This is a genomic window from Dietzia alimentaria 72 (genome assembly GCF_000226215.1).
In the GTDB taxonomy this organism is placed as follows: Bacteria; Actinomycetota; Actinomycetes; order Mycobacteriales; family Mycobacteriaceae; genus Dietzia; species Dietzia alimentaria.
On sequence record NZ_AGFF01000023.1, the window covers coordinates 325371 to 347225 of the forward strand.

Consider the following 21855-nt stretch of genomic DNA (forward strand, 5'->3'; position numbering starts at 1 on the left):
CCGTTAACGACGGCCCGGTACCGGAGGGACAAGCCTGAGATGACGCAACAACAGGATCCGCCCGGTGCGGACGGGCGCGATGTACCGCCCGGGCAGAAGGCCCAGTCCGAATCCACAACCCAGCCTCTCCCCGTGATCCCGGGTGCCCGGCCGTCAGCCGGTCGTCGGGTACGTGCGCGCTGGGCGCGACGCCTCACGTCCGGCCTCACTGTCACATCGACTCCAGCGGTTCTTGAACCGCTGGTCCGCGTACACCGGATGCACCACGCCAAAGCCGACGTCGGGCTTCTCGCCCGCGCCTACGCGCTCGCCGAGAGGCAGCATGACGGCGTGTACCGCAAGTCGGGCGACCCATATATCACGCACCCCCTCGCCGTGGCCACGATTTGTGCAGAGATGGGAATGGACACCACCACGCTGGTGGCCGCGCTGCTGCACGACACAGTGGAGGACACTGACTACTCGCTGGAAGCCCTCTCCGGGGATTTCGGGGGTGAGGTCGCGCACCTGGTGGACGGCGTGACCAAACTCGACAAGGTCGAGTTCGGTGAGGCCGCCGAGGCGGAGACCATCCGAAAGATGATCATCGCGATGGCGCATGACCCGCGCGTACTGGTCATCAAAGTCGGCGACCGCTTGCACAACATGCGCACCATGCGTTTTCTTCCGCCAGAAAAGCAGGTGAAAAAGGCCCGGGAGACCCTCGAGGTGATCGCACCCCTCGCGCACCGCCTCGGCATGGCCACCATCAAGTGGGAACTCGAAGACCTGGCGTTCGCGATACTGGAGCCCAAAAAGTATCAGGAGATCGTCAGGCTGGTCGCCGACAGAGCGCCGAGTCGCGACGTCTACCTCGCGACCGTCACCAGCCGTGTTACGTCCGAGCTGGAAAAGGCGAATATTCAGGCCCGCGTTGAAGGCCGGCCTAAGCACTACTGGTCCATTTATCAGAAGATGATCGTGCGGGGTCGCGAGTTCGACGAGATCCACGACCTCGTGGGCATCCGGGTCCTCTGCGAGGACGTGCGCGACTGCTATGCCGCGATCGGCGTGGTGCACTCCACCTGGAAGCCCATGCCCGGTCGTTTCAAGGATTACATCGCACAACCTCGGTTCGGTGTCTATCGCTCGCTTCACACCACCGTGATCGGTCCGGACGGCAAACCCCTCGAGATCCAGATCCGTACCCACGAGATGCACCGCAATGCTGAGTACGGCATCGCGGCTCACTGGCGGTACAAGGAGACCCGCGGTAAGCACCACGGCGACCCAAGTGAAGTCGACGAGATGGCGTGGATGCGTCAGCTGCTGAGCTGGCAGCGTGAGGCGGCCGACCCCGGGGAATTCCTCGACTCGTTGCGTTTCGAGATGACCAGCAAGGAGATCTTCGTCTTTACGCCGAAGGGCGACGTGGTCAACCTTCCTGTGGGCGCTACACCTGTGGACTTCGCCTATGCGGTCCACACCGAGGTGGGTCACCGGTGCATCGGCGCCCGAGTCAACGGGAAGTTGGTGGCGCTCGAGCGTCCGCTGGAAAACGGCGAGGTCGTCGAGGTCTTCACCTCCAAGGATCCTAACGCCGGCCCGAGCCTCGACTGGCAGAAGTTCGTGGTCTCCGGTCGGGCCAAGAGTTCTATCCGGCAGTGGTTCGCCAAGGAACGTCGCGAAGAAGCTCTGGAGCGCGGCAAAGACCTCATCACACGGGAGGTCCGACGAGGCGGTGTTCCCGTCCACCGGGTCTTCTCCAACGAGTCGATCGCCGGCATCGCCCGTGAACTCGGTTTCACCGACGTGACTGGCCTGTATACGGCTATCGGTGAGAACCATGTCTCCGCCAAGCACATCGTCGGCCGGCTCGTCGCCGCACACGGTGGCGTCGACGAGGTCACCGAGGAACTGGCCGATCGCTCCCGCGACAAGACCATCGCCCCGCACCGGTCGGCTCCGTCGGGGGCCGGCGTCCTCGTGGGCGGAGTGGAGGACGTTCACGCGAAGCTCGCCCGGTGTTGTACGCCTGTCCCCGGTGACGAGGTCCTAGGATTCATCACCCGGGGTGGCACTGTAAGCGTGCACCGCACGGATTGCACAAATGCCTCGAACTTGCACCGGGAGCCCGAGAGGCTGGTCAAGGTGGAATGGGCGCCGCAGCCTGGGGCGGTCTTCCTGGTGGCAATCCAGGTCGAGGCTCTCGACCGTCATCGTCTTCTGTCGGACGTGACCAAGGTCCTGGCGGACGAGAAGGTCAATATCCTTTCCGCGTCCGTGCAGACTGGAGGCGATGACAGGGTGGCAATCTCCCGGTTCACGTTCGAGATGGCCGACCCTAAACATCTGGGGCACGTCCTGTCCACGGTCCGTCGCGTCGAAGGGGTCTTTGACGTCAACCGGGTGACGTCAAACTAGGGGACGCCAACGGCCGAGGGGATGTCAGGCCTCGGGAAGTCCGGCTTGGTCGTCAACGGTCATGCGCTTGATCGCGACAGGCTTGACGGGCACGTCGAAGTCAGGATCTGTCTGGTCGTCGCTCTTCACTCCAGCCTTAGCAATCTTGTCCAGCACTTCGAGCCCCGATTCGTCAATGGTTCCGAGTACCGCGAAATTGGGGGGCAGCATCGTGTCTCCAAAGGTGAGGAAGAACTGGCTACCTCCGGAGTCCGGTGCCTGGAACTTTGGCGCCGCCACGGTTCCGCGGGGATAGACAGACATTCCGGACTGGTCGTCAGCCAGGGCGAGGTCGGTGGGCGGCTCGTCCTGAACGGTGTAGCCAGCACTGCCGAAACCCGTGCGAGTCGGATCTCCGCACTGCAGCACGGAGATGCCCTCGTCCTCGGACAGGCGGTGGCACTGGGTGTCGTTGTAGAAGTCGCGCTCGGTCAGGTGAACGAAGCTCGCGACGTTGCAGGGTGCATTCGCACGGTCAACCGTCAGCGGGATATCACCTGCGCTGGTGGTGATGTTGACCTCGGCGGTACCTCTGCGCGGCTGGTCTCCGGTCGGCGGCTCTTCGCTTCTCCCGAGCTCGTCTAACTGGTCCACCAACTCGTTCTGGCGGGCTACCTGCTCCTCTGCTTCCGCGCCCTTGCCTTCGGCCTCCGCCGGGTCGGCTTTCTCCAGCTTGGCAGCCTCGTCAGGGGCGTACTCGCAGGAGATCCAGTCGGCCGCGTACTGCTCGGCGCGGGCCTCTTCGGCCTTCTTCCAGACCACCACTCCGACGATGCCCAGCAGAACCACCACAACCACAGAGGCCGCGCCGATCTTCAGCTGCTTCTCGCGTCGGGCCTGGGCCTCCATCTGCTCGCGCAGACGCTGACGCGCCTCTGCTCGGCGTTCCTGGTTGGTGGACACTGACCCTCCTGGGTACCTGGACTAGGCTGGAACGGTCGGCTGGATCCACAGGGGGCGAGCCCCCTCGGTCGGAGACCCAAAGCGGTCCAGCCCGGAGTCCTTGTCTACCAGGTCGGGCTGAGATCGCCGTACACCACTCCGGTGCCGGGGGTCGTTCGCTCGACAGTCCGCGACAAACGTGGTGGATGCATGAAGAAGAGGAGTGCGTGACATGCAGATCGTCGGTTTTCCGGCCGGGATGTTACAGACCAACTGCTACATCGTGTCCGACGACGCGGGGGACTGCGTGATCGTTGATCCGGGCCAGGACGCAGAGGAGCAAGTCCGGCAGCAGATCTCCGAGACCGGACTGCGGCCCCGCGCGGTCCTGCTCACGCACGGCCACCTGGACCACATCTGGAATGCCCAGCAGGTCGCTGATCACTATCGGGTGGCCGCCTATATACATCCGGAGGATCGCGTCATGTTGTCGGACCCCGGGAAGGGTTTGTCGCTCGATCTGTCGGCGATGCTCAAAGACGTGACTTTCACTGAACCCGCTGAAGTGATCGAGGTGTTCGACGGTGACTCATTGACGTTCGGTTCGATGACCTTCGATGTGGACCACGTCCCCGGCCACAGCCCGGGCTCGGTGTCGTTCCGGATCACGGTCCCTACCGAGCAAGGGCCGCGGGTGGTCGTTCTGGGTGGCGACGTCCTGTTTCAGGACGGCGTGGGACGCACTGACCTACCAGCGGGGGACACCGAGGTGTTGATGCAGTCGATCTCCCAGAAGTTTCTGGCGCTAGACGACGACGCGGTGGTGCTCCCCGGCCACGGCCCGTCCACCACGATCGGTCGGGAACGCAGGTCTAACCCGTTCCTGCGCGATCTCTGACCCGCCCCCGCGCATGCCCACCCCTCTAGACCCAAGGATTGACCACACGTGACCGGCTCCGAAAAGAAGACCGCTCTCAAGGCGCCCAAGGGCGTCCCTGACTACGTTCCCCCGGCCTCCGCCGGGTTCGTCGCCGTGCGGGAGGCCATCACGTCCGCCGCGCGTCGCGCGGGGTACGGCCATATCGAGCTGCCGATCTTCGAGGACACCGCGCTGTTCGCACGTGGCGTGGGGGAGTCGACCGATGTCGTGTCCAAGGAGATGTACTCGTTCACTGACCGCGGCGGCCGGAGTGTGACCCTGCGACCGGAGGGCACAGCCGGGGTTATGCGCGCTGTTATCGAGCACGGTCTGGACCGGGGCCAGTTGCCGGTCAAGCTCTGTTACGCGGGTCCGTTCTTTCGATATGAACGTCCGCAGGCGGGTCGGTACCGCCAGCTTCAGCAGGTCGGCATCGAGGCGATCGGCGTGGATGACCCGGCGCTGGACGCGGAGGTCATCGCGGTGGCCGACGAGGCGTTCCGGTCACTCGGATTATCCGGCTTCCGTTTGGAATTGACGTCTCTGGGCGACGAGACCTGCCGGCCGGAGTACCGAGAGCGTCTTCAGAGCTTCCTTGGGGGCCTGGACCTCGATGAGGCGACGCGGGAACGTGCGCGGATGAACCCGCTACGGGTACTCGACGACAAACGTCCCGAGGTCCGTGCCCAGCTGGCGGATGCCCCGTTGATGGTCGACCACTTATCGGACGTGAGTGCGGAGCACTTCGCCGAGGTGCGCGCACACCTGACCGCGCTGGGCGTGCCGTACGAGGTCAACCCGCGCATGGTGCGCGGCCTGGACTACTACACCAAGACGACGTTCGAGTTCGTTCACGACGGGCTCGGGGCCCAGTCGGGGATCGGCGGAGGCGGTCGGTATGACGGTCTCATGGAGCAGCTGGGCGGCCAGGCGCTGTCGGGGATCGGCTTCGGAATCGGCGTCGATCGAACCGTGCTCGCACTCGAGGCCGAGGGGATCGATCCGGGGGCCGGCGGGCGTGTGGACGTCTACGGCGTCGCGCTGGGCGCACAGGCCAGAGCCGCGATGGTCCCGTTGTTGGCAGAGTTCCGGCGCATCAGAGTCCGCGCCGACATGGCGTACGGTGGACGCGGCATGAAGGGCGCTTTCAAGGCCGCGGACCGGTCAGGGGCGATGGTAACCGTAGTGGTGGGCGAGGACGAACTCGCCGCCGGCACGGCGGTCGTCAAGACCATGGCGACGGGCGAGCAACACCCCATCCCGCTGGATTCGGTGGTGTCGCACGTGGCGGGCCTACTGACCGACTGAGGGTCGGTGCCGGGTAGCTCTAGATCCGGGCGTTGAAGGTGTCGCAGGCCTGCATCGAGCCCTGCTCGTAGCCGACGAGGAACCACTGCCGGCGCATCTCGGACGAGCCGTGGGTCCACGACCCCGGGTCGACGCGGGCTCCACCGGAGCGCTGGATGTGGTCGTCTCCGATCGCTTCGGCGGTTTGAACGATCCCGTCCACGTCTTGCGCGGTGAGGCTCTCCAGTAGCGGCGGACCGCCGTCCGGAGCGGGCGAGGAGGTGGCGTAGTGGGCCCACAGGCCTGCGTAGCAATCAGCCTGGAGCTCGACCCGGACGGCGCCCGACGAAGCGCCCTGTGGGTCCTGCTGTGAGCGTTGTATGTTGTCGAGCATGGTCTGAAGGTGGTGCCCGAATTCGTGTGCCACGACGTACATCTGCGCCGCACCATCTGGGGAACCGCCGAGCTGACCCACCAGAACCTCATCAAAGAACGCGGGATCGATGTAGACCTCCTGGCCCGCAGGGCAGTAGAACGGTCCGATGTCCGACGAGGCGGCGCCGCAGCCGGTGTTGATCGCGCCGGTGAAGATGTTGGTGTGTGGCTGGACCCAATTCCTCCCGGCTTGCTCAGGCAATTGCGCGTTCCAGACGTCCTCGAGACTCTCTGTGGTGGCCACGATCCGACAGATGGTGTCGGAGTTGGCCTGTTGGAGGTCGCACTGGTCGATGTGTTCCTGGAGCTCCTGCGCGGAGTCGGACCGCTGTCCCTGACTGCTGGTGCCGCCCGAGTCGAGTCCTAGCTGTCCCGGATCGACGCCCAGGAAAAGTGCGATGACGACGACGACAATGCCGCCGACGCCACCACCGACAGCCATTCCGCGTCGGCCGCCGCGACCCCCGCGGCCTCCGCCGGACACCCCGCTGGTATCAAGACGCCCGCCCTGCCTGAAAGTCATCGCTTGCCCTCTCCTCCGCGGGCGCCTCGGATGCTTCCGGTAGGGCCCGCTGCCCCTGTTTACGGACATACTCTATGGCCGGCCCGAGAGAGGTGGCCGCCGAGACGTGAATACTCGTGTGGTGGACGTAGACTGTTCTCGTCTGAGCGGTGGGCCGGTCGCCGGCCTTTCTGTCGACCCGCCCCGCTCACGAACATCCACAGTTTTTCCTACGAGAGGACCACCGTAGTGCTGCGCACCCATTCCGCAGGCCAGCTCCGAGCCGCCGACGCCGGGGATACCGTCACGCTGGCCGGCTGGGTCGCACGCCGCAGGGACCACGGCGGGGTCATCTTTGTGGACCTGCGGGATTCCACCGGCGTGTGCCAGGTGGTCTTCCGCTCCGAGGAGGTCGCCGACCGCGCGCACCGTCTTCGCAACGAGTTCTGCGTGTCGATCACGGGCACCGTCGATCGTCGCCCCGAGGGATCCGAGAACGCGAATCTTGCGTCGGGCGAGGTGGAGATCGATGTGACCTCGTTCGAGGTACTCGGCGAAGCCGCGGCGCTGCCGTTCCAGCTCGACGATGAGGTGGGCGAGGAGGCGCGCCTACGGCACCGCTATCTCGACCTGCGTCGGGAGGGCCCCGGTGCGGCCCTGCGATTGCGCTCCAAGGTCAACGCGGCCGCTCGCGCCGTGATGGCGCGGCACGACTTCGTGGAGATCGAGACCCCGACCCTGACACGGTCCACCCCTGAGGGTGCTCGCGACTTCCTGGTCCCGGCCCGCCTACAGCCAGGCACGTTCTATGCTCTTCCGCAGTCGCCCCAGCTCTTCAAGCAGCTGCTGATGGTCGCCGGCATGGAGCGCTACTACCAGCTCGCACGGTGCTATCGCGACGAGGACTTCCGGGCCGACCGGCAGCCCGAGTTCACCCAGCTGGACGTTGAGATGAGCTTCGTCGACCAGGACGACGTGATAGTCCTCGCCGAGGAGATCCTCACGAGCGTCTGGGCGGCGGCGGGGATCGAGATCAGTACGCCCATCCCGCGCATGACCTACGACGAGGCCATGCGTCGATACGGCTCCGACAAGCCGGACCTACGGTTCGAGATCGAATTGGTGGAGTGCACCGATTTCTTCTCCGACACCCCGTTCCGGGTATTCAAAGCGCCGTACGTCGGTGCCGTGGTGATGAAGGGCGGCGCATCGCAGCCTCGTCGTCAGCTCGACGCCTGGCAGGAGTGGGCCAAGCAGCGCGGTGCCAAGGGTCTCGCGTACATCCTCGTCGGAGAGGATGGCGAACTCGGTGGGCCGGTCGCCAAGAACCTGTCAGATTCCGAGCGCGCCGGTATCGCCGCACACGTCGGTGCGGGGCCGGGCGACTGCATCTTCTTTGGCGCCGGGCCGGTTAAGACGACTCGCGCTCTACTGGGTGCCGCGCGTGGCGAGATCGCCGATAAGCTCGGACTGATCGATCCGTCCCAGTGGGCCTTCACCTGGGTGGTCGACGCCCCCATGTTCGAGCCCGCGGATGATGCGACCGCCGCCGGCGATGTGGCCGTGGGGTCCGGTGCCTGGACTGCGGTGCATCACGCGTTCACCTCGCCCAAGCCCGAACACATGGAGACGTTCGATACTGATCCGGGTTCCGCGCTGGCGTACGCCTACGACATCGTCTGCAACGGCAACGAGATCGGCGGCGGTTCCATCCGTATCCACCGCAAGGACGTGCAGGAGCGTGTCTTCGGCGTCATGGGAATCTCGCAGGAGGAGGCGCAGGAGAAGTTTGGTTTTCTGCTCGACGCCTTCTCTTACGGCGCTCCGCCGCACGGCGGGATCGCTTTTGGTTGGGACCGCATCTGTGCACTTCTCGCGGGCACCGAGTCAATCCGTGAAGTTATCGCTTTTCCGAAGTCGGGAGGCGGGATCGATCCGCTGACGGACGCGCCGGCGGAGATCACCGCGCAGCAGCGTAAGGAGTCGGGTATCGACTTCAAACCGGTGCAGCGCGGGCAGACTCTGCAGCCGGAGGCGGACGCCGCCACGTCGCGATAAGCGACCCCAGCCATATCGGGTAGGGGCCCGTCGCACCGCTACTAACGCGATGCGGCGGGCCCTTCTGATGCCGGGAACCAAAACCGGCGCATGGCCGACCTCTACAGGTGGAAAGCCTCGCGTGCCGGGTCACCGTCCATCGACGAGTGCTCGAGGCCTAACAACCGCGCCACGGTGGGTGCCACATCAAGCGTGCGTACAGGCCGGGCTACCACCTGGCCCCGTCGCACGATGGCATGGCCCCCGCTGATGAAAAAGGGAATGCCCTTCGTTACCTCGTGACCATGGTTCCCGGGGATGGGGTTGGAGAATGGAGTGGGGTCGGAGAACCGCCAACCTTGATGACACGTGGCCACCAGGTCTCCGGCCCGCTCCCCCAGGGAGAGCTCGGTCGGATCGTAGAGTCGGTTGACTCCGGGCAGTCTGCCCACGACCTCCCGGAGGCGCGCCAGCGTCGCCTCGCGATCGCCGGCAGGCCCGAGGTATGCGAACGTATCGGCGCCACCGTTCTGCGCGATTCCGAAGCGGCCCCGGAGAACGGGATCGGCGTCTATCGCGCCGGCGGCGCTAATCAGTCGCAGTGGTTCGGACCAGTCCATTCCGTGGTCGGACAGAACGATGAGCACCGAACGCTCCCAGCGGCCGGTGGACCGCAGGAATTGCTCCAGGTCCCAGAGTTTGTGGTCGGAGTTGTAGATCGCCTGATTCCGGGCCAGTCGGAGCGACGTGCCGGACAGGTCCATGTGTCCGAACCGATCCATGTCACCCAGGTTGACGAAGGCGAACCGCGGGGCGTGGTCGGTGATCGTCTGCTTGAGCGCCTCGATGGTGAACCAGTCCAGAGAGTGGTCGGTGACCGGGACGAGCGGGAACGGCGCCCACTGGACGCTTGCTCTTCCACCGAACAGACCGTGGAGGTAGTCCTTACTCAGAACGCTGGCGGTGATGAGTCCGGCTTCGGTCCTGATGCGGTCGAGGACCGTCGGCGCGCGCAGGTCGTCCGCTCGGTCGAGCGTGCGATCGGTACCGAGGGCGTGATCCCAGATCGCGTTGGCGGGGACTCCGTTGCGTTCCGGAAGTACCCCCGTCACCATCGCGGCGTGGTTGGGCAAGGTCTCGGCGATCATCACCGAGGAGGCATCGGCAAAACGTGTGCCCTCGGTCGCCCAGCGGTGCAGCGTCGGTGCCTGCGTGGCATTGAGCTCGTCTGGACGCATCCCGTCCGTAACGATCACGTAGACATCCATGTGGTCGTCCACGGGACGAACCGGATCCGCCCACACCGTGGCGGGTTCGGACAGAAGGGTGATGCCGACCGCACTGGCGGCTGCCACCATGCCTGCACCGGCGAGAGCCTCCCGGCGCGTGAGGGTGGGGCCGAGACACGGGTCGTTGTGTTTGCTCATCGGGTACGGGTCCTTAACGGTGGGAAAATCTAACGGCTCTCGTCCAGCCGATATGGATCGTCGCACACCTGCGTTCGACCACACTGCATAGTGGGCCGTACTTGCCGGTACAGTCGCCATTTCTTGGTCGAATGTTCACCTGCCCGTTCCGTCGTCGCGCGACGGTAGCCTGTCGGTCGTGCCCGATGACGCTGGTTTATTCGCCGCAGGTGACACTGGCGCGGACGTGTCCTCGCCGCCCGGCCTGTCCGCCGTGGATCCGTCCGCTCCTCTGGCCGTGAGGATGCGCCCACGAACGCTCGATGAGGTACTCGGCCAAGATCACCTTCTACGACCCAATTCCCCTCTGAGACGCCTGGTAGAGGGCAGTGGGGGCTCCTCTGTGATCCTGTACGGCCCTCCGGGTACGGGAAAGACCACCATCGCCAACCTGGTGGCGAGCAGTTCCGGTCGACATTTCGTGGCGTTGTCCGCGCTGAGCGCCGGGGTGAAGGACGTGCGCGCGGTTATCGACGACGCACGTACCCGACAAATTCACGGCCAGCGCACCGTCTTGTTCATCGACGAGGTGCACAGGTTCTCCAAAAGTCAGCAGGATGCGCTGCTCGCTGCGGTGGAGAACGGCATTGTCCTCCTGGTGGCGGCCACCACGGAGAACCCACATTTCTCGGTGATCGCCCCGCTGCTCAGCCGGTCGTTAATAGCGGAACTCCGCGGACTCGATGTCGACGGTGTATCAGCGGTGGTCCGACGAGCGGTGGAGGATGAACGCGGTCTGGCCGGCGAACTCGAAGTGACCGACGAGGCGGTGGAGGACATCGTCCGCCTGGCTGGTGGCGACGCGAGGCGGAGTCTGACGATCCTCGAGGCAGCAGCAGGCGCGGCGGAAGGAGGTCTGGTCACGCCCGAGATCGTTGAGATGAGTCTCGACGCGGCTCCGGTCCGCTACGACCGTGACGGGGACCAGCACTACGACGTCATCAGTGCATTTATCAAGTCTATTCGTGGTTCGGATGCCGATGCGGCGCTTCACTACCTCGCCCGGATGCTCGTGGCGGGGGAGGACCCAAGGTTCATCGCGCGTCGTCTGATGATCCACGCCTCCGAGGATATCGGGATGGCGGATCCCACCGCACTGCTCGCGGCGACGGCTGCGGCGGAGGTTATCCAGAAGGTCGGTCTACCGGAGGGTCGACTGGCACTGGCCCAAGCCACCATCCACCTGGCCACAGCACCCAAGTCCAAGTCGGTCATCGCCGCAATCGATGCCGCGATGGCCGATGTCCGTACAGGCGGGGTGGGCGAGGTGCCCAAGCATCTCCGCGACGGCCACTACGCGGGTGCCAAAGGACTCGGAAACGGGGTGGGCTATACGTATCCCCACGCCGCCCATTCAGGGGTGGTGCGCCAGCAATACCCGCCGGATGAGCTGGTGGGGCGCGACTATTATTCGCCGTCAGGCCATGGCCACGAGCGGGAACTGTCGGCGCGCATCGCGAAACTACGGGGAATTATCAGGCGCTGAGCTCCACCGCCTGGGGAAGACCCAGTTACTTCCTGAATATTATGAGAACCTGATGACATCTGCCGGTGACAGGCAGACCACAATCAGATCGCACTCATTCACGGAGGAATCATGGCGTCAATCGTTTCCACTCTCGTTAGTTTTGCCACCTCGATCGGGGTCTGGGGTGCTGGCGCTCACAGCATGGGCCTGCTGCCGCAAGAGGCGTTCATCACCGCCGCGAACTTTGGAATCGTTCTGCCGCCGATGCCTCGCTGACCTTTCGACAGTGCAGTTAATCTGACTGGGCGCACGTCTGGCCATCCGGCCGGATGTGCGCCTGTCACATTTCGCGGGGTCCGGTTCGTGAGCCCGTGGTGGTCCCGCGGCCGGAGGAAATCCCCCGACGGTAGGCTGGGTGCTCGTTGAAACCACCTGAACACCACCAGTGAGGCCCCCTGTGCAGACCCATGAGATCCGGCGCCGCTTCCTCGACCACTTCGTCAGGGCCGGGCATGCCGAGGTCGCCAGTGCGTCACTGGTCCTCGATGACCCCAACCTGCTGTTCGTGAACGCGGGAATGGTGCCGTTCAAGCCGTACTTCCTGGGCCAGGAGACGCCCGAGTACGCCACTGCAACCTCCATCCAGAAGTGCGTGCGCACCTTGGATATCGAGGAGGTGGGCATCACCACCCGTCACAACACGTTCTTCCAGATGGCGGGGAACTTCTCGTTCGGCGACTACTTCAAGGAAGGCGCCATCCAGCACGCGTGGTCACTACTGACCGGTCCCGTCGACAAAGGTGGATTCGGGATTGACCCTGCCTTGCTGTGGGTGACCGTCTACCTCGACGACGACGAGGCTCATCGCATCTGGCGCGACGTGGTGGGCATTCCCGCGGAGCGCATCCACCGGCGTGGTATGGCCGACAACTACTGGTCGATGGGCGTCCCCGGTCCATGCGGGCCGTGCTCGGAGATCTTCTACGACCGCGGGCCGGAGTACGGCGTGGAGGGTGGACCCGTAGCGGATGAGGACCGCTACATCGAGATCTGGAATCTCGTGTTCATGCAGAACGAACGCGGCGAAGGCAGCGGTAAGGACTCCTTCGAGATACTCGGCCCGCTGCCCAAGAAGAACATCGACACTGGCATGGGCATCGAACGCGTCGCTTTTCTGCTTCAAGGCGTCGAAAACGTCTACGAGACCGATCTGCTGCGCCCGGTCATCGACACCGCCGAGCGTGTCTCCGGAGCCGAGTACGGAACCGACAACGCCTCCGATGTGCGATTCCGGGTGATCGCTGATCATGCCCGCACCGCCTATATGCTGATCTCTGATGGCGTGACACCTGGGAACGAGGGCCGCGGCTACATCCTTCGCCGGTTGCTGCGCCGCATCGTTCGCTCCGTCCGTCTCCTCGGCGCCACCGGTGTGACGATGGCGGAGTTCATGGCCACCGTCCGTGACGCGATCGGCCCGTCGTTCCCCGAAACCGTCGCGGGATATGACCGCATCGAGCGGATCGCGGTGGCGGAGGAGGCGGCGTTCCTCAAAACCTTGGAATCCGGGACCCAGCTGTTCGAACGTGCCGCCGAGGACGCCCGGGCGTCAGGTGCCGCGCAGCTCACGGGACGCCAGGCGTTCGCGCTGCACGACACTCACGGCTTTCCTATCGATCTCACCCTGGAGATGGCCTCGGAGGCGGGGTTGCAGGTAGACGAGGAGGGCTTCCGTTCGCTCATGTCCGAGCAGCGGGCCCGCGCCAAGGCTGACTCGCGGTCCAAGAAGCACGCCCATGCCGATCTGTCCGTCTACCGGGACTTCCTCGACGCCGGGGAAACGGTCTTCACCGGCTTCACCGACCTCACCGACGAGGCGCGCCTACTGGGCATCGTCTCCGGGGGGGAAACCACCGCGGTCGCCCGTGAGGGCGACGTGGTCGAGTTCGTACTCGATCGGACCCCGTTCTACGCCGAGTCCGGCGGACAGCTCGGAGACCGGGGTTTGATCTCGACCGCCGGATTCCAGATGCGTGTCGACGACGTGCAGAAAATCGGCAAGAAGCTCTGGGTCCACAAGGGCGTCCTCACCGGGGGCGAGGTCGAGGCCGGTCAACTGGTGACGGCTGCGGTCGATGAGGACTGGCGCAAGGGAGCAACCCAGGGGCACTCGGCCACGCACCTCGTCCACGCCGCGCTCCGCCAGATTCTCGGCCCTGAGGCCGTCCAGGCCGGCTCGCTGAACAAGCCCGGTTACATGCGCTTTGACTTCAACTGGTCGGGCTCGATCCCCTCCGATGTCCTGGCTCAGGTGGAGGAGGTCACCAACGCGGCCGTCGACGCCGACTACGGGGTCAATACCGTCGAGACCACGCTGGAGGAGGCCAGGCGCATGGGGGCAATGGCCCTGTTCGGGGAGAACTACGGTTCCCGGGTTCGTGTCGTGGAAATCGGCGGCCCGTTCTCTATGGAACTGTGCGGTGGCACCCACGTCGAGAATTCCGCCCAGATCGGACCGGTGAGTCTTCTCGGAGAATCCTCGGTTGGTTCCGGCATCCGGCGCGTGGAGGCGTACGTCGGCATGGACGCTTACCGTCACCAGGCCCGCGAACGCGCGCTCGTCTCGGGGCTCGCGACCTCGCTCAAAGCACCGGCGGACGAGCTTCCCGATCGCGTCGCTGCGCTGACCACCAAACTCCGGGAGGCGGAAAAGGCTCTCGAGTCGATGAGGGCGGCGCAGCTCGCGTCTCAGGCCGGCGATCTGGTGGCCGCGGCGGAGGACCTGAGCGGCATCCGGTTCCTGACTCACAGCACGCCGGGGGGCGCCGCCGGCGACCTTCGCACGCTGGCCTCCGATCTCAAGGGACGGCTCGGATCGGACGCCGGTGTCGTCTTCCTCACCGCCCCCGGTCAGGACAAGGTCCCGTTCGTCATCGCCGTCAGCGCGGCGGCCCAGGAACTCGGACTCAAGGCTGGCGACCTGGTCAAGGCCATCGCGCCCGCACTAGGTGCACGTGGCGGCGGCAAACCCGACATGGCCCAGGGAGCGGGTTCCGACCCCTCCGGAATCGACGCGGCTGTCGTCGCTCTCCGCGATGCCGTGAGGGACGCCGGGTGACCGGAACGCCCCCGACCGACGGGCTCACGGCTTTCCCCTCGGGGTGGACCCGCGGTCGGCGCCTGGGCCTCGACGTGGGCACCGCTCGCATCGGGGTCGCCTCGTGTGATCCCGACGGAATCCTCGCAACACCTGTAGAGACCATCAGAGTGTCGGATGGCGATCCTCACTGGCTGGCGGAAATCCGCCGGCTGAACGATCTGGTGGAGGAATACGACGCGCTCGGTGTGATCGTGGGCCTGCCGACCTCTCTCAAGGGTAGGGAGACGGCGTCCACAGCGATGTCCCGGTCTTTCGTCACCGCACTCGAGGCGGTGTCACCGGAGATTCCGGTGGAGTTCACCGACGAACGGCTCACGACGGTGACCGCAGGGGCAGCTCTGCACGGTGCGGGCCGAAACACCCGTAAGCAACGCGATGTGATCGACCAGGCAGCGGCGGTGGTCCTGCTGCAGGCCTGGCTCGACTCACGGCACGCCCGTCAATGAGCGGCGTGTCACGCCTCGTGGCTGGATAAACTCGACGGCAAGCACGTTACTGTCCGCCGGGCAGTTTCCTGTACCCCTGACCAAGGAGCACGATGTCTGCGGCACGAGGACGCTCTCGCACGAGCGCCACAACCAGGTTCGTTCTCCTGGCGGCAGTGATCGGGGTGGTCCTTGCCTTTGGCTTGATGGTCTACCGAAATCTGAACTCTGAAGTCGCGGCAGCTCCCGACTTTGACGGAGACGGCAGCGGTAACGCACTTCTCCATGTCGAGCCCGGTGACACCCTCGGTGTGGTGGGTGACCGTCTCTACGAGATCGGCACCGTTGCTAGCACCCGGGCATTCACGGGGGCGGCGGCTGGTACCGCTGTGGAGGACATTCAGCCGGGTTACTACCAGGTACAGCAAGAGATGAGCGCACAGTCGGCCATTGATGCACTGGCTGATCCGCAGCACCGTGTGGGTTTCATCGATGTGAAACCGGGTGGTCGGCTGCTCGACACCGTGGTGGTGGGTGGGGGCACCGAAAAGGGGATCTTCACGATGATCGCTGACGCGACCTGCATGCGCGATCTCGACAACCCGGACGCCGAGCCGGCCTGCCGCCATCCCCAGGAGATCGTGGACGCCGCGGTACAAGCGGACCCGGCCACTCTCGGGGTCCCCGAGTGGGCGATCAACGAGGTTCAGCGAGCGCCGGATCCGGTTCGGCGACTAGAGGGCCTCGTAGCGCCGGGTGTCCACAACATTAACCCGCAGTCCGAGCCCGTCGAGGCACTGCGCCAGCTCATCGACTCGTCTACGGAATCCTATGACGCCACGGGCCTCGTCCCGGCGGCGGAGAGAATCGGGATCACCCCGTACCAGGTGGTGACAGCGGCATCGCTGGTCGAGAAGGAGGGCACTCTGGAGGACTTCGACAAGATCGCCCGGGTGATCCTCAACCGACTCGCAGAACCCATGCGCCTGCAGTTCGACTCGACGGTCAACTACGCTCTCGCCGACCAGGAGATCGCCACGACCGACGCGGATCGCGAGGAAGAGACCCCGTGGAACACGTACGCCATTGACGGTCTTCCGTATGGCCCGATCGGGTCACCGGGCTTGGAGGCGCTCAAAGCCATGGAGAATCCCGCGGACGGCGAGTGGAAATACTTCGTGACCGTGGATATGGATGGCACCACCCGTTTTGCGGACGAGTACCCGGAGCACGAGCGTTATCAGAGCGAGGCGATCGCGAACGGAGTCCTCTCCAGTGGCCGGTGATTCGACCGGAGTCTCACGAAGCGCGGCGGTTCTGGGACACCCTGTTGACCATTCTCTGTCGCCGATCCTGCACGGTGCGGCCTATCACGCACTCGGTCTCGACGATTGGAGCTACGAGCGCATCGATTGCGACGCGGAGTCCCTGCCGGGTGTCGTGGACAACTCGGCCCCCGATCGTATCGGCTACTCGGTCACGATGCCCGGGAAGTTCGCGGCTCTCGAGCACGCCGATGAGGTGAGTGAGCGCGCACGGATCGTGGGCAGTGCCAACACACTGGTTCGCAGCGCCAACGGTTGGTACGCGGACTGCACCGACATCGACGGGGTGACCGGCGCTCTCGCGGCGTTCGGCGATCTACCCTCGTCTCTTACCGCCGTCGTGCTGGGGGTCGGCGGAACGGCACGACCGGTTCTGGCCGGGCTCGCTGAGGCCGGAGCTCGACGAATCGTCCTGGCGTCCCGACGGAACAACGCAGGTCCGGCCGCCGAGTGTGGACGGGCGCTCGGGCTCGAGATCGCCACCCTCCTTTTGACCGACGAGTCCCTCCTTTCTGAGATCGAGCTGGCGGACGTACTGATCAACACCGTTCCCGAGCCCGGGGTCAGGGAACTGACCGGCCTCGTCGCGGGCGCACGCCGTCTGTTCGACGTCCTCTACGACCCCTGGCCGACCGCCGCGGGAGCGGTGGCGGCCGAGGCTGGCATCCCGGTGGTCGGAGGCGACGTCATGTTGCTCAATCAGGCGTTCGGACAGGTGGAACTCTTCACGGGGATGCCCGCTCCCCGCGAGGCGATGACGACCGCCCTGGCGGAGGCGCTGGGACGCTGAGGCCACTCCGGCAGGCCTGATGTGCCCGGCGGCATGCTCTCGTGGGATGATCAGCGACGTGCTGAAGTGGACCACTGCCGGAGAATCGCATGGCCAGGCCCTCGTGACGATCGTCGAGGGTGTCATTGCTGGAGTCGAGGTGACGACCGACGAGATCGCGTCGCAACTCGCTCGTCGACGCCTGGGCTACGGCCGGGGGGCGCGGATGAAGTTCGAGGCGGACGCCGTGCGGATTCTCGGCGGTGTCCGTCACGGTCTTTCGATGGGTTCGCCCATAGCGATCGAGGTCGGTAACACGGAATGGCCGAAGTGGGAGCAGATCATGTCGGCGGATCCCGTGGACCCCGACTCGATCGACGACAAGGCGCGTGCCGCGCTATTGACCCGCCCGCGCCCCGGTCACGCCGATTTCGCAGGCATGCTCAAGTATGACTTCGATGATGCGCGGATGGTTCTCGAGCGCGCGAGTGCTCGTGAAACCGCTGCCAGGGTCGCTGCAGGAACGGTCGCCAGAGCGGTCCTCCGAGATGTCCTGGGTGTAGAGATCCTCTCCCACGTCATCTCGATAGGTGCGTCCGAACCCTACGTCGGTCCGGAGCCCGGCTTCCCGGATCTGGAGGCGATCGACGCCAACCCGGTCCGTGCCTACGACACGGAAGCCGGCGAATCGATGATCGCCGAGATCGAGGCTGCCAAGAAGGCAGGGGACACGCTCGGGGGCGTCGTTGAAGTAGTGGTCCACGGACTACCCATCGGCCTCGGCTCCCATGTCTCGGGTGAGGACCGGCTTGACGCCCAGCTCGCCGGTGCCCTCATGGGCATCCAGGCGATCAAGGGCGTCGAGGTGGGGGACGGCTTCGAGACCGCGCGCCGGCGGGGCAGCGCGGCGCACGACGAGATGGAGCGTGGAGACGACGGGGTTTCCCGTCGAAGCAACCGTGCCGGAGGTCTCGAGGGCGGAATGACCAACGGACAGGCCTTGCGGGTGCGCGCTGCTATGAAGCCCATCTCGACGGTGCCTCGCGCCTTGAGCACGGTGGACATGTCCGACGGCTCGGCCGCAACGGCGATCCATCAGCGTTCCGACGTGTGTGCTGTCCCCGCCGCGGGTGTTGTCGCCGAATCCATGGTCGCACTCGTTCTCGCCCGTGCGGTATTGCAGAAGTTCGGTGGCGATTCGCTCGGGGAGACCCGTCGCAACGTCAAGGGTTACCTCGACGCGGTCAGCGAGCGGCTGGGCTGGGCGACGGACGAGGCATGAGCGGCCCGGTACGACCGGTCGCCGTTCTGGTGGGCCCGCCGGGTGCCGGCAAAACGACGATCGGCCGGAAACTCGCCCGGCGCCTGGGCGTCCCGTTCCTGGATGCCGATCACATGATCGAGGAGTCCGAGGGGCGCACCATCCCGGAGATTTTCGCAGGTGACGGCGAAGCCGGCTTCCGGGAGATCGAGGAGCGGATCGTCGGAGAAGCCCTGGGATCATTTCCAGGGGTGCTCTCCCTTGGTGGGGGCGCCGTACTGTCCGCGGAAACCCGCCGCCGGCTGCGCAACCATCGCGTTGTCCACCTGACGCTCGGAGTGGCGGAGGGAGTACGTCGGTCGCAGGGCTCCGGCCGTCCGCTCCTCGCGGGTGGCGACGTGACCGCCCGATACCAGGCGTTATTGACCGAGAGAGCGCCCTTGTACCGGAAGGTCGCCTGGACCACGGTGACCACTGAACGGCGCAGTTCGGGCAAGGTGGTGACGGACATTGTTGACAGACTTGAATCAGGTGACCCTCATCTTCGGAGCTCCGTAGGACGACCCTGACGAAGCAGAACGACCGCGCGACACGACCGATGATCTGGAGCAGTAGATGAATCAGGACACGAACAAGACCGAGCCCGTCGTCGTGGAGGTGCGCGCGGCGGACCCGTATCCGGTGGTGATCGGTCGGGGTCTGCTGCCCGAGATCATCGAGGCATGTGCGAAGTCCCGGACCGTGGCGATCTTCTATCAGCCACCACTGGCCCAGACCGCCGAAGCGCTCCGCGAGAAGCTTGAGGAGGCCGGCGTCAACGCCCACCGCATCGAGATCCCGGACGCCGAGGCAGGTAAGGATCTCGCCGTGGCAGGCTTCTGCTGGGACGTCCTGGGTCAGATCGGCGTGAATCGTAAAGACACGGTCGTCAGCCTCGGCGGGGGAGCGGCCACGGACCTTGCCGGATTCGTGGCTGCCACCTGGATGCGCGGCGTGCGCGTCGTGCACATCCCCACGACTCTCCTCGCGATGGTCGACGCCGCCGTCGGGGGCAAGACCGGCATCAATACCGACGCGGGGAAAAACCTGGTGGGAAGCTTCCACGAGCCCGCCGCCGTGTTCGTGGACACCGCGACGCTGGAATCGGTTCCGCGCAACGAACTGATCTCGGGAATGGCGGAGGTCGTCAAGTGCGGTTTCATCTCCGATCCCGAGATACTCGACATCATCGAGGCGGATCCCGAGGCCGCTCTGGATCCGACCGGTGACACGATCGTCGAACTCATCCGTCGCAGTGTGCAGGTCAAGGCCGACGTCGTCAGCCAGGACCTCAAGGAATCCGGGCTGCGCGAGACCCTGAACTACGGCCACACGCTCGGCCACGCCGTCGAGCGCAAGGAGCAGTACCGTTGGCGCCACGGAGCAGCGGTGAGCGTGGGGATGTGCTTCGTCGCCGAGCTCGCCCGACTGGCCGGGCGTCTCGACGATGCGACCGCCGACCGTCATGCTTCTATACTCTCCTCGATCGGTCTGCCCACCGGGTACGACGAGGATGCCTTCCCGCGTCTGCATGAGCTGATGGCGGGGGACAAGAAGAATCATTCGGGATTCCTGCGGCTCGTCGTCTTGGACGGTCTGGCCCGCCCATCCCGCATGGAGGCCCCGGACCCGTCGCTGATGATGGCGGCTTACGCGGCCATTTCCGAGGGGCGCAAGCCCAGCGGCGGCGGGATCCTGCTGTGACCGGTCGGATGGCCGAACGTCGGAGAGCTGTCGCGGATGCGCTGACGAGCGTGGGTGCCCAGGCGATGGTGGTCACCGATCCGCGGAATATCACCTACCTGACAGGTTTTCGCGGCTCCGGCGGTGCGGTCCTGGTCGAGGACGACGGCGAGACGGTTCTCTGTACCGATTCCCGGTACGAACTCCAGGTCGTTGAGCAGGCACCCGACGTGGGACATGTGATTTCGCGCGAATACATCGCCGGGGTACTCGGACGACGCCGCGGACCCGCTGGCGACCCGGTAGCGGTGGAGGCCGGGCATCTGACGATGTCCGCCGGCTCCGCCCTCCGCGGGATACTTGCGGAGGTCGGCGGTCCGGGCACGCGGATCGTCGAGACCGAAGGGCTCGTCGAGCAGGTTCGCCGCGCCAAGGACGCTGACGAGCTGGCGCTGATCGAGCGCGCCTGTGGTGTCGTAGACCTAGCGTGGACCCACCTGCTGGGGTCGGGCCTGCTGGCGGTGGGGCGCACCGAGCGGGACGTGGCCGCTGATCTCGAGCACGCGATGCGGCGTGCTGGTTCCGATGGAGTGGCATTCGAGACCATCGTCGCGTCCGGCCCGAATGGTGCTCACCCACACCACCTACCGGGCGACCGGAAAATGTCCGCCGGCGACCTCGTCGTCGTCGACTTTGGCGCCACCGTGGAGGGCTACGCCTCCGATTGCACCCGCACGGTCGCGCTCGGTGGCGCGTCCACCAGGCTCCTCGAGGCCTACGAGGTCGTCCGTCGCGCTCAGGAGGCGGGCGTCGCCGCGGTGCGCCGGGGCCTCGACTGCGCGGAGCTTGATGCGGTGAGCCGGAACATCATCAATGACGCCGGTTTCGGGGAGTACTTCGGCCATTCCCTGGGGCACGGGGTGGGGCTGGACGTGCACGAAGCGCCGGCGGTATCCACCAGATCAACGAGTACACTCTCCGACGGCGATGTGATCACCATCGAGCCCGGGATCTACCTTCCGGGGCTAGGGGGGATCCGAATCGAGGACACCGTGGCCGTCACCAACGACGGCGGCAGGTCCCTGACAACCACGTCGACGGCGTTGAGCGTGCTCTGAACCGCTGTCTTATGACCACGAGCGCGGCGCCTCACGGCAGCCCGCTGACGACTCGCTAAGGAGTTCCTACTATGGCGTCCACCGCCGACTTCAAGAACGGCCTCGTCCTCAAGGAGGAGGGCCAGCTCTGGCAGATCACTGAATTCCAGCACGTCAAGCCCGGCAAGGGCCCCGCGTTCGTGCGGACCAAGCTGAAGAACGTCGTGACCGGAAAGAATGTCGACAAGACCTTCAGTGCAGGGGTCAAGGTGGAGACCGCCACCGTCGACCGCCGCGATATGACCTACCTCTACCGCGATGGTGAGGACTACGTCCTCATGGACGAGCAGGACTTCGAGCAGATCAACGTCTCGCCCGCCGTGATGGGGGACGCCGCACGGTTCCTGCTCGAGAACACGTCGGTCCAGGTCTCGATGCACGAGGGCCTGCCACTGTTCGCGGAGATGCCGGTCGCCGTCGACCTTCTGGTGCAGCACACCGATCCCGGCCTGCAGGGCGACCGCTCGACGGGCGGCACCAAGCCGGCCACGCTCGAGACAGGTGCCGAGGTCAACGTGCCACTCTTCATCAATACCGGTGACAAGCTGCGCATCGACACCCGCGACGGCCATTACCTCAGCCGGGTGAACGACTGATC

Annotated in this window: 18 protein-coding genes; 15 read left to right on the top strand and 3 right to left on the bottom strand. The window is 65.5% G+C overall.

Annotated features, from left to right (window positions below):
- Positions 1–39: 39 nt before the first annotated feature.
- Positions 40–2403, top strand: coding sequence for a RelA/SpoT family protein (locus ON04_RS10975; protein WP_029458270.1), 2364 nt, complete (start codon positions 40–42; stop codon positions 2401–2403).
- A 24-nt stretch (positions 2404–2427) separates the two neighbouring features.
- Here the strand turns inward: ON04_RS10975 and ON04_RS10980 are convergent, their stop codons facing one another.
- Positions 2428–3345 (bottom strand): peptidylprolyl isomerase, encoded by a 918-nt coding sequence (locus tag ON04_RS10980; RefSeq protein ID WP_010541666.1) that lies wholly within the window; start codon positions 3343–3345, stop codon positions 2428–2430.
- A gap of 211 nt (positions 3346–3556) precedes the next feature.
- On the opposite strand from ON04_RS10980, the gene ON04_RS10985 reads away from it, so the two are divergent.
- Together ON04_RS10985 and hisS are read left to right on the top strand one after the other, a co-directional pair.
- The gene (locus ON04_RS10985) at positions 3557–4222 is read left to right on the top strand and encodes an MBL fold metallo-hydrolase (RefSeq protein WP_010541667.1); all 666 of its coding nucleotides are present in this window, start codon (positions 3557–3559) and stop codon (positions 4220–4222) included.
- Positions 4223–4270: 48 nt separating this feature from the next.
- Positions 4271–5551, top strand: a complete 1281-nt coding sequence (gene hisS, locus ON04_RS10990) for a histidine--tRNA ligase (RefSeq protein ID WP_010541668.1) — start codon at positions 4271–4273, stop codon at positions 5549–5551.
- Positions 5552–5570: 19 nt separating this feature from the next.
- Here the strand turns inward: hisS and ypfJ are convergent, their stop codons facing one another.
- Positions 5571–6488 carry a KPN_02809 family neutral zinc metallopeptidase gene (gene ypfJ / locus ON04_RS10995; RefSeq protein ID WP_029458273.1) on the bottom strand — a complete coding sequence of 306 codons (918 nt, stop codon included), beginning with the start codon at positions 6486–6488 and terminating at the stop codon, positions 5571–5573.
- A gap of 228 nt (positions 6489–6716) precedes the next feature.
- Here ypfJ and aspS point away from each other — a divergent pair, with 228 nt between their 5' ends.
- Positions 6717–8525 (top strand): aspartate--tRNA ligase, encoded by a 1809-nt coding sequence (gene aspS, locus ON04_RS11000; RefSeq protein ID WP_010541670.1) that lies wholly within the window; start codon positions 6717–6719, stop codon positions 8523–8525.
- 101 nt (positions 8526–8626) lie between these two features.
- Here the strand turns inward: aspS and ON04_RS11005 are convergent, their stop codons facing one another.
- Positions 8627–9931 (bottom strand): alkaline phosphatase family protein, encoded by a 1305-nt coding sequence (locus tag ON04_RS11005; protein WP_010541671.1) that lies wholly within the window; start codon positions 9929–9931, stop codon positions 8627–8629.
- Positions 9932–10109: 178 nt separating this feature from the next.
- Between ON04_RS11005 and ON04_RS11010 the strand changes: the two genes are divergently transcribed.
- From ON04_RS11010 to efp, 11 genes are all read left to right on the top strand, one after another.
- Positions 10110–11456, top strand: coding sequence for a replication-associated recombination protein A (locus tag ON04_RS11010; RefSeq protein WP_420795342.1), 1347 nt, complete (start codon positions 10110–10112; stop codon positions 11454–11456).
- Between the two features lie 111 nt (positions 11457–11567).
- Positions 11568–11714, top strand: coding sequence for a hypothetical protein (locus ON04_RS16845; protein WP_193350606.1), 147 nt, complete (start codon positions 11568–11570; stop codon positions 11712–11714).
- Positions 11715–11895: 181 nt separating this feature from the next.
- Positions 11896–14556, top strand: a complete 2661-nt coding sequence (gene alaS / locus ON04_RS11015) for an alanine--tRNA ligase (protein ID WP_010541673.1) — start codon at positions 11896–11898, stop codon at positions 14554–14556.
- Positions 14553–15044 carry a Holliday junction resolvase RuvX gene (gene ruvX, locus ON04_RS11020; RefSeq protein WP_010541674.1) on the top strand — a complete coding sequence of 164 codons (492 nt, stop codon included), beginning with the start codon at positions 14553–14555 and terminating at the stop codon, positions 15042–15044. The genes alaS and ruvX overlap by 4 nt, the downstream gene beginning before the upstream one ends.
- Positions 15045–15136: 92 nt before the next feature.
- Positions 15137–16309 (top strand): endolytic transglycosylase MltG, encoded by a 1173-nt coding sequence (gene mltG, locus ON04_RS11025; protein WP_010541675.1) that lies wholly within the window; start codon positions 15137–15139, stop codon positions 16307–16309.
- Positions 16299–17138 (top strand): shikimate dehydrogenase, encoded by an 840-nt coding sequence (locus ON04_RS11030; RefSeq protein WP_010541676.1) that lies wholly within the window; start codon positions 16299–16301, stop codon positions 17136–17138. The genes mltG and ON04_RS11030 overlap by 11 nt, the downstream gene beginning before the upstream one ends.
- A gap of 46 nt (positions 17139–17184) precedes the next feature.
- Positions 17185–18399 (top strand): chorismate synthase, encoded by a 1215-nt coding sequence (gene aroC, locus ON04_RS11035; protein ID WP_010541677.1) that lies wholly within the window; start codon positions 17185–17187, stop codon positions 18397–18399.
- Positions 18396–18947 (top strand): shikimate kinase, encoded by a 552-nt coding sequence (locus ON04_RS11040; RefSeq protein ID WP_010541678.1) that lies wholly within the window; start codon positions 18396–18398, stop codon positions 18945–18947. Before aroC ends, ON04_RS11040 begins: the two co-directional genes overlap by 4 nt.
- Positions 18948–18993: 46 nt before the next feature.
- The gene (gene aroB, locus ON04_RS11045) at positions 18994–20121 is read left to right on the top strand and encodes a 3-dehydroquinate synthase (protein ID WP_010541679.1); all 1128 of its coding nucleotides are present in this window, start codon (positions 18994–18996) and stop codon (positions 20119–20121) included.
- Positions 20118–21218 (top strand): M24 family metallopeptidase, encoded by a 1101-nt coding sequence (locus ON04_RS11050; protein WP_010541680.1) that lies wholly within the window; start codon positions 20118–20120, stop codon positions 21216–21218. The genes aroB and ON04_RS11050 overlap by 4 nt, the downstream gene beginning before the upstream one ends.
- A 71-nt stretch (positions 21219–21289) precedes the next feature.
- A complete protein-coding gene (gene efp / locus ON04_RS11055) occupies positions 21290–21853 on the top strand; it encodes an elongation factor P (RefSeq protein ID WP_010541681.1) in 564 nt (187 codons plus the stop codon).
- Positions 21854–21855 lie beyond the last annotated feature (2 nt).